This window comes from Intestinirhabdus alba (genome assembly GCF_009711095.1).
Taxonomy (GTDB): domain Bacteria; phylum Pseudomonadota; class Gammaproteobacteria; order Enterobacterales; family Enterobacteriaceae; genus Intestinirhabdus; species Intestinirhabdus alba.
This window is the reverse complement of sequence record NZ_WMJZ01000065.1, coordinates 1-7,183: the sequence shown is the minus strand read 5'-3', so window position 1 is coordinate 7,183 and position 7,183 is coordinate 1. Positions and strand designations below refer to the sequence as shown.

Annotated in this window: 10 protein-coding genes and 2 pseudogenes; 7 read left to right on the top strand and 5 right to left on the bottom strand. The window is 53.0% G+C overall.

The window, feature by feature from the left end; translation table 11 throughout:
- From GJV78_RS21940 to GJV78_RS21930, 3 genes and pseudogenes are all read right to left on the bottom strand, one after another.
- Positions 1–299: pseudogene (locus GJV78_RS21940) on the bottom strand (hypothetical protein); the annotation flags it as partial.
- A complete protein-coding gene (locus GJV78_RS21935; RefSeq protein ID WP_155110211.1) occupies positions 289–1,011 on the bottom strand; it encodes a transglycosylase SLT domain-containing protein in 723 nt (240 codons plus the stop codon). The pseudogene GJV78_RS21940 and the gene GJV78_RS21935, both read right to left, overlap by 11 nt.
- A 2-nt stretch (positions 1,012–1,013) precedes the next feature.
- The gene (locus GJV78_RS21930) at positions 1,014–1,364 is read right to left on the bottom strand and encodes a putative holin (protein WP_006118559.1); all 351 of its coding nucleotides are present in this window, start codon (positions 1,362–1,364) and stop codon (positions 1,014–1,016) included.
- 248 nt (positions 1,365–1,612) lie between these two features.
- Here GJV78_RS21930 and GJV78_RS21925 point away from each other — a divergent pair.
- A pseudogene (locus GJV78_RS21925) lies at positions 1,613–2,315 on the top strand (DNA adenine methylase).
- A gap of 12 nt (positions 2,316–2,327) precedes the next feature.
- Positions 2,328–2,603 carry a hypothetical protein gene (locus tag GJV78_RS21920; RefSeq protein ID WP_023304070.1) on the top strand — a complete coding sequence of 92 codons (276 nt, stop codon included), beginning with the start codon at positions 2,328–2,330 and terminating at the stop codon, positions 2,601–2,603.
- Positions 2,604–2,701: 98 nt separating this feature from the next.
- On the opposite strand, the gene GJV78_RS21915 is transcribed toward GJV78_RS21920, so the two are convergent.
- Positions 2,702–3,274, bottom strand: coding sequence for a hypothetical protein (locus GJV78_RS21915; protein WP_110593193.1), 573 nt, complete (start codon positions 3,272–3,274; stop codon positions 2,702–2,704).
- A 57-nt stretch (positions 3,275–3,331) separates the two neighbouring features.
- Positions 3,332–3,697: a helix-turn-helix domain-containing protein gene (locus GJV78_RS21910; RefSeq protein WP_050582480.1), complete on the bottom strand. Its 366-nt coding sequence runs from the start codon at positions 3,695–3,697 to the stop codon at positions 3,332–3,334.
- An 81-nt stretch (positions 3,698–3,778) separates the two neighbouring features.
- On the opposite strand from GJV78_RS21910, the gene GJV78_RS21905 reads away from it, so the two are divergent.
- The 5 genes from GJV78_RS21905 to GJV78_RS21885 form a co-directional block, all read left to right on the top strand.
- Entirely contained in the window at positions 3,779–3,967 is a 189-nt protein-coding gene (locus GJV78_RS21905; RefSeq protein ID WP_023304072.1) for a DNA-binding protein, read from the top strand.
- Positions 3,968–4,021: 54 nt separating this feature from the next.
- Complete coding sequence (locus tag GJV78_RS21900) at positions 4,022–4,327, top strand: helix-turn-helix domain-containing protein (protein ID WP_110593191.1); 306 nt, start codon at positions 4,022–4,024, stop codon at positions 4,325–4,327.
- Positions 4,328–4,336: 9 nt separating this feature from the next.
- Entirely contained in the window at positions 4,337–5,272 is a 936-nt protein-coding gene (locus GJV78_RS21895; RefSeq protein ID WP_110593190.1) for a hypothetical protein, read from the top strand.
- Positions 5,265–5,528 (top strand): hypothetical protein, encoded by a 264-nt coding sequence (locus GJV78_RS21890; protein WP_110593189.1) that lies wholly within the window; start codon positions 5,265–5,267, stop codon positions 5,526–5,528. The genes GJV78_RS21895 and GJV78_RS21890 overlap by 8 nt, the downstream gene beginning before the upstream one ends.
- On the top strand, positions 5,525–7,183 hold a 1,659-nt coding region (locus GJV78_RS21885), incomplete at its 3' end, for a DDE-type integrase/transposase/recombinase (RefSeq protein WP_155110210.1). The genes GJV78_RS21890 and GJV78_RS21885, both read left to right, overlap by 4 nt.

The following is a 7,183-nucleotide window of genomic DNA, read 5'->3' as shown; positions in this document are numbered from 1 at the left end:
TGGCTCTCAAGCTGAGCAATCTGCTCAAGGTAACTGGCTTCGGCCTGATGGCCTGCGGCAACCTGATCCTGATACCGCTTTGCCCAGGCCCGCAGCGCAGCGTTCTCAAGCGTTGCCTGCTCCGTTTTGTATGTGTCGAATGCTGACTGCAACTCACTGACCGCCTTATCGCCGTCGCGCGTAGCGTTTTCATGCCCGCTTTTGTAGCCCAGGTAATAAAGTCCAATCAGAAAAGCATTTATGACCACTGCCAGCAGCAGACTGCGCCACGGCAGATTTTTTAGCAGGCTAGTCCACACAGCTGCCGCCTCCCCATGTCAGGTAACGGGGGGCCAGCTCCCGAAGGATGCGCTGCGGATAGTGGCGGTTCTCCCGCCAGTTGGCAGCGCTGCGCCCGGCATTCACCTTGGCGACATGACCAAACCAGCGAGAGCTGTCCAGCCCCTGCTGCGAGGCCAGCCGTTTGTCCTTCTGTACCCAGCCCAGACCGCCGTTATAGCCGGACAGCGTCATGGCCATACGCTCACAGTTGTTGGCGGCGCTGACGCGCTGCCACAGCCAGCGGTCATAGCTGACCAGCGCCCGGATGGCCCACGCCGGATTAAACGGCTCGCGGCTGTTCAGCCCCGGCATCAGCTGACTTATCCAGTCAGCTGTGGCGGGCATAAACTGCGCCAGCCCCTGAGCGCCAACCGGCGAAACCGCATCAGGTCGCCAGCCGCTTTCCTGATGCAGTTGCGCGGCGAAGTCAGCCACCGGCGCAGACAGCCCCCATTCAAGCCGGGCATTACGGATCACATCGTCGCGATACTGCAGCGCGGCCTGTGGCGGCTGGGCTGCGCGGGCCTGACTGAAGAAACCGCCACACCAGAGCAGCCAGGCAATAACCAGGTTGCCAGTGAGCTGCCACCAGAAGCTGTATTTATCGTTGCGTGGTTCGCCATGCCTGATGGCGGTTACGCCCAGACCAAAGGCGAGCAGGATGATGAGGGTAATTTGAGGCCAGTTCATGGTCACAGCCCCGTCGCTACGGCCAGACAGACTGCTGCAACAATCAGCGCACGGCGGATTAGCGCAGCGGAAAAGACCAGGTGAAGGCCAGTCTGGACGGGGAAGCGACCATCAGCCATCAGCCTGTCATCGTGCTTCAGGTACTGACCGGGGCGGGCTTTGGGGAAAAGCGAACGGTCAAGCCAGTAGCCCAGCACTGCCGCCAGCGTGATGAGCGACAGCTTGTAGACAACCACCGGCAGCTGCTGGGGCGATACCAGACCGATGGTGCCGAGCAACAGCAGAGAGGTCAGCAGCCAGCCGCTGAGGCGGGGCTTTTTAACAGGGGGAATGAATTTTTTCAGGTTTTTCATGGTGCGTCTCCTTGTGCAGTGGAGACAGCATCACAAATGCCATAGGAAAGGGATTTTAAACAGCGTTAATAGTGAGTCGGTGTGCCTGAAACGCATGATGGCTTTGAAAGAACGGCCAGCCCGGTGCGTCAACACCGGACTGACCATCAACCCACAGGTATGCACTGTGAGCCGACCAGGGTTCAGTCAGTCTCGCGAGACCAGACTAGCCTGCCATATTTTCATTAATTGCAAAAGGCTTACGGATAATGAAACAACAATCTTTACCCATCGTCCCCTGGATTGGGGGTAAACGTCGTCTGGCTAAACACATTCTGCCTCTGTTCCCGGCCCACACTTGCTATGTGGAGCCGTTCTGCGGCGCAGCGGCGCTCTATTTCCTTAAGACTCCCAGCAAGACCGAAGTCATCAACGATATTAACGGCGAGCTGGTGAATCTCTATCGGGTGGTAAAACATCATCTGGAAGAGTTTGTCCGCCAGTTCAAGTGGGCACTGGTCAGCCGTCAGATATTCAAATGGCTGCAGGACACACCGGAAGAGNAAGGTGGCCGATCACACGTTCGGAACCTCCACCACAAGTGCGCCGCGCTTTAACCTCCTGCGCATCGAAGAAGAACTGTCGATGGCACACCTGCGCCTGTCCAGAACGCTGATAGAGCATCTGGACTGGCACCAGTGCATAGAGCGTTATGATCGCCCCCACACGCTTTTCTACTGTGATCCACCGTACTGGGGAACGGAAGGCTATGGTGTAGATTTCCCTATAGGTAACTATGTCCACATGGCGGAGCTGGCGCGGAGCATCAAAGGTAAGATGATTATATCGGTGAACGATATCCCGGAAATGCGGCAGGCATTCAATGGCCTGAATATTCAAACCGTTGACATCAACTACAGCCTGGCGGGTAAGCCATCACCGCGCCAGGAACTTGTGATATGCAATTTCTGAAAGGAGAAACGCATGAGTTCAGCAATCAATAAGCCCAAAGCCTCATACTTAATGGGAATAACCTGCGATGAGTATGAAACTGCAGCAAAAATCTACACACTTAGCGTCAATGCCGACAATCTGGCAAAGGCAATAAGAGAGATGCAGGCCGCGCTTGAGCGGGTAGAGAAAACGCCGCGAATGCCCCCTGAAGATAAGCTGAAAGGAATACTCATTGGTCAGATAAAATTAACCATTTCCCCCAATCCCAATAGCCATGCGGGCTTGCTATCAGGCCCCTGTTGTTGATGGGCTGTGACACCGTCAATGCGTAAAAAATGATACTCAAGGGCGGATTTAAATCGCCCTTACTTCTATTAGAACTGCACGTGTTTTTAAGCACTTTCCTAAAAAAAGAAGTGAATCACTGCCCAGATAACTAAGGTGATGACGACCAAGCCAACCGCAAGCTCAAGCTTATCTTTGGATGTCATCTTGGCTACAGCAACAGAAGGGGATAAATCTGGCTCTTTAGTCGATGGATTTTCAGCTGAAGCATCCAAATTTTCAACATGGACCTTATCGGTTACAGGCAAATTATTTGCGTTATCGAAAGCGATTGACTGCAGCTTTAAAAAGGTTTTTGCATCCGTTTTAGCTAGAAGCTGCCTATTCCCCGTGAATGCCGCTTTAAATGTTATGGTCTTCTTTGTCTTATCTGCTGCGCCAAGCAAGCCTCCAATGACCAAACCCGCGCCACCAAATATTAGCCCACCAAGGATACCTGTGCCTGCGGCCTTACCTATGCGGCTTTCCACCTCACTGTCTGCAATTTCAATTGATAGCAGTTCTTCCTTCGGGTTCAGCACAATAGCATCAGGGAAGCCTTGTTTAGGTTTTTTACCGAAGACAATAGTGCCAAAGCCAAAACTTGCCCATCCCTTGGGAAAATTTCCTGCAATAACCTGAATACCCGCCATGTTGGTCTCCTTTTTCTTATACATCCAGCTTATTCTGCATTAAAGATTCAGAGCATATCATGATGCTGTTTTTGTTTTTTTGCTCACCTTTCCCTGTTCCGCCAACGCAAAGGCTGTACGCTCTAAAGCCTTTTTGTCTGAATCATTTAAGTGCTCATAGTTATCCAACAACGCCGCCTGCCGGGTTGTTAAGGAAGGTCTCTCTACAATAGACCCTGGAGCACACTGACCAGTAAGTATGTAAGTAACATCTATGCCCGCTGCATCCAAAAGAGCCAATTTATCTAAGGGCGTATTGCCCTTTTCCATCCAGTTGTAAATCGTCGCACGAGATATGCCCGTTAACTTAGCAACAGTTTGAGGGCCGATGCGTTTTAATTCCTCAACTAGACGATCGTGAAGTTCTTCTAAAATAATGGACATATACCTTGCTCTGTCTAATTTTTTAGACAATAATCTAACACACATAGTACAAACATAGTTGTATCAACCAAGGAGACAACAATGACTGCAGACCAAGTCAAAACGCTCTTCCGCCAGCGGGGAATTACATTCACCCAGTGGGCAGAAGAAAACGGCTACAGCCGTTACGAGGTCTACCGCGTTCTCAACGGTCAGACCAAGGCTCGGTACGGTAAATCCCATGAAATCGCTGTGAAGCTTGGACTTAAATCAGCAGCCCAAGCCGCCTGATGATTTTTTGTCTGCGTAAAAGGTTATCACATATTGCAAAAAGGGGAATGTGACATGAGTAAGGCAAATGTATCCAGTTCTGGCTCCCGCATTCTGCGCGTCCTTAAAGCTCTGCGCGGTCACGCCCTGAACGGCGTTTCCAACGGTGAACTGGCATCTGCACTGGGAGAGTCTCCAGCGAATATCAATAGGGCACTGAATACCCTCATCGAAGAGGGGCTGGCGCTCAAGCTTGAAAACGGGCGTTTTGCTCCTGGTGTACAGCTTTTGCAAATCGCCATGGCCCATAACAATGAAATGTCCCGCGCACAGGGGCGCATCGACGAACTTAACCAGCGTGTACTGGCTGGTAGCCACTAAGGAGTAACAATGGCTCGCACAAAATCACAACCTGCTGAACTTGCACCTGACGTGGAGCTGAATCCCGAACTGGAAGCGACTCAAAATCTGATGGCAACAGTTACCAGCCAACTCAGTGATGAACGTGATCTGCTGAATCAGCTTCTTGGTCAAGCGCAAATGGCCGATGCATTTGCGCAATTTTCCCTGACCGTCAGGACATCTAAACTAGCATTTGTTAAGGAAAACAAGCTATATCGGGCACTGAAAGGAAAGAAAACTCCTGACGGTCAGGAGTTATCAGGTACATGGGATGAGTTTTGTCGTTTACTCGGAAAATCATCACAACATATCGACGAAGAATTATTAAACCTGCGCGTGCTTGGCGAAGAAGCACTCGAATCAATGTCCCGCATGGGGATCGGCTACCGTGAGTTGCGCCAGTTCCGTCGTCTGCCGGACGATCAGAAGAGTGCCCTCATCGAAGTGGCCAAAGAAGGTGACAAAACAGCTCTGCTGGAACTGGCCGAAGAAATGATCGCCAAACATACCAAAGAGAAAGAAGACCTCAAAACCGACCTCGAAATCAGCCGCCAGACGCTGGCCGAAAAGAAAGATGAGATCAACGCTCTCAAAGATCAGACTGATGAACTCAAGGCGAAACTGACGCGCCGTGCAACTACAGAGACGCCTGATGAAGAAGGTCAGGTGCTTGAAACGGAAGCCACTGGCTTTAAAAGCGGTGTACTCAGCGCTCTTATCAACCTCAAATGCGGCTTTGAGGCACTGGCCGAACACGCAGAACGTACCGGCATCAGCCACACCCACATCATGGCAGGACTGCTTGATGATATCGAAGCCCGTGTAATCGATATGCGTCAGCAGTTTGACCTGCCTGATTTTCGTGAGATTGACGGCATGGATGAATGGGTGAAAGAAGCGCTTGAGGAAAATGCAAATGACTAATCCTGTGATGGACTCCCCGGAGGCGCTGGGGCTTGCTCTGTGCCTTTTCCTTCCTGAGATGTCTCAGGGTTTCATTATTCAGACCCGCAGCGGCGAAATGCAGGTTTCAGCGGCAAACTCCTTACCTTTCGTCAGAGAGATGGATCGCCTGCTGAAAAAGGAGATTAGTCAGGCGCAGAGAGAGGCATACAGGAACGCTGGAGAAAGCACATCCGGGGTGCCCGAATTTTCATCGCTGTACGAGAATCAGCCATGAATCCAGCGCTGACGCAACGGCTTGTCAGCATAGCCGCCGCCGCTGACGCAGCCGGACACGGTGAAAAAGAGGCGGTATACCGGGCAGCGTGTGAAGAATTACAGATGTCACGCGCCACCCTGCTGAAAAAGCTTAAGGGGGTACGGATGAGCCGACCACGCAAACAGCGCTCAGATGCCGGTAAAACGACGCTGACCCACGATGAGATGCTGACCATCTCCGGGGCGTGGCTGGCGTCTCCCCGTCCCGGCAACGGTAAGAAAGGCTACAGTCTGGAGGATATTGTGGACGGATTACGCGATAACGGTCTGATTATTGCTGGCCGCACCGATACTGAGACCGGGGAGTTTTTCCCGCTCTCAATTGACGCTATCAGTCGCGCCCTCCGCCAGCATCGTATGCACCCCGACCAGTTACGGGCACCATCTCCTGCCCTGGAGCTGGCCAGTCTGCACCCAAACCACGTCTGGCAACTGGATGCGTCCATCTGCGTGCTGTATTACCTCAAAAATCCGGCCAAAAGGGCAAAAGGGGACACCGGTCTGCGCGTCATGAGCGCGGCAGAGTTCAACAAAAACAAACCCCGCAACCTTGACCGTATCGTCAATGACCGGGTGTGGTCATTTGAAATCACCGACCACACTACGGGCTGGATTTACGTCGAGTACCGCTTCGGGGGAGAAAGTGCCGTCAACTTCCTGGAAGTGATGATTAACGCCATGCAGGAACGCGGCAGCGCCGACGTACTGCATGGGGTGCCGAAAATTCTGTTTACCGACCCCGGCTCTGCACTGGTCTCGGCCTCGCTGCTCAATATGTGCCGGGCGATGGGCATCCGCACCATTCAGCATAAGGCTCACAACGCCCGCGCCACCGGTTCGGTGGAAAAGGCTCGTGACATTATCGAACGCAAGTTCGAGGGCGGCCTGCGCTTTCTCAGGGTGGATGATATTGATGAACTGAACCGGCTGGCGCGTCTCTGGCGTATGAAGTTTAACCGCACCGCAATCCACAGCCGCCACAGCATGTCGCGTACCGATGCCTGGCTGAGAATCACCGAAGAGCAACTGGTAAAAGCCCCGCCCCCCGAAATCTGCAGGGAACTGGCCATCTCTGCACCTGAAGAACGCACCGTTACCGGCAAGCTGCGCGTACCCTTCAGAGGCAAGGAATACGATGTGTCTGACGTTCCTGGTGTGTTCGTCGGTGACAAGGTACTGGTTGCACGCAATCCGTGGTCAGACGATGAAGCGCGGGTCGTTATCGTCAATGATGAAGGCTTTGAGACCTTCCACGTTATTCACGCGATACATAAAGATGAACTCTGGCAGTACAGCACCAGCGCACCGGTGATTGGTGAAGAATATCGACAGCTGCCGGAAACTGTTACCCAGACAAACCGCGATCAAGTGGAACAACATACCTACGGCACCGCCAGCCAGGAAGAAACCGAGGCGGCGAAGAAAGACAAAGCCCTGCCGTTCGGTGGTCGCTTCAACCCTTATCTGGACATTGAGCGCGATGACCACCCGGCCTACATGCCTAAACGCGGTCAGGCTTCAGATGTGCGCGGCCCGCGTATTGAGCAGCGTCCGCTGACCCATGTGGAGGCGGCGAAAGCCCTGCGCGAGAAGTTCAGCGCTAACGGCCATACC

What these genes read in the sequence shown, in the direction of transcription:
- GJV78_RS21935 (WP_155110211.1), bottom strand. Translation starts at nt 1,011, where the DNA reads ATGAACTGGCCTCAAATTACCCTCATCATCCTGCTCGCCTTTGGTCTG.
- GJV78_RS21930 (WP_006118559.1), bottom strand. Translation starts at nt 1,364, where the DNA reads ATGAAAAACCTGAAAAAATTCATTCCCCCTGTTAAAAAGCCCCGCCTC.
- GJV78_RS21920 (WP_023304070.1), top strand. Translation starts at nt 2,328, where the DNA reads ATGAGTTCAGCAATCAATAAGCCCAAAGCCTCATACTTAATGGGAATA.
- GJV78_RS21915 (WP_110593193.1), bottom strand. Translation starts at nt 3,274, where the DNA reads ATGGCGGGTATTCAGGTTATTGCAGGAAATTTTCCCAAGGGATGGGCA.
- GJV78_RS21910 (WP_050582480.1), bottom strand. Translation starts at nt 3,697, where the DNA reads ATGTCCATTATTTTAGAAGAACTTCACGATCGTCTAGTTGAGGAATTA.
- GJV78_RS21905 (WP_023304072.1), top strand. Translation starts at nt 3,779, where the DNA reads ATGACTGCAGACCAAGTCAAAACGCTCTTCCGCCAGCGGGGAATTACA.
- GJV78_RS21900 (WP_110593191.1), top strand. Translation starts at nt 4,022, where the DNA reads ATGAGTAAGGCAAATGTATCCAGTTCTGGCTCCCGCATTCTGCGCGTC.
- GJV78_RS21895 (WP_110593190.1), top strand. Translation starts at nt 4,337, where the DNA reads ATGGCTCGCACAAAATCACAACCTGCTGAACTTGCACCTGACGTGGAG.
- GJV78_RS21890 (WP_110593189.1), top strand. Translation starts at nt 5,265, where the DNA reads ATGACTAATCCTGTGATGGACTCCCCGGAGGCGCTGGGGCTTGCTCTG.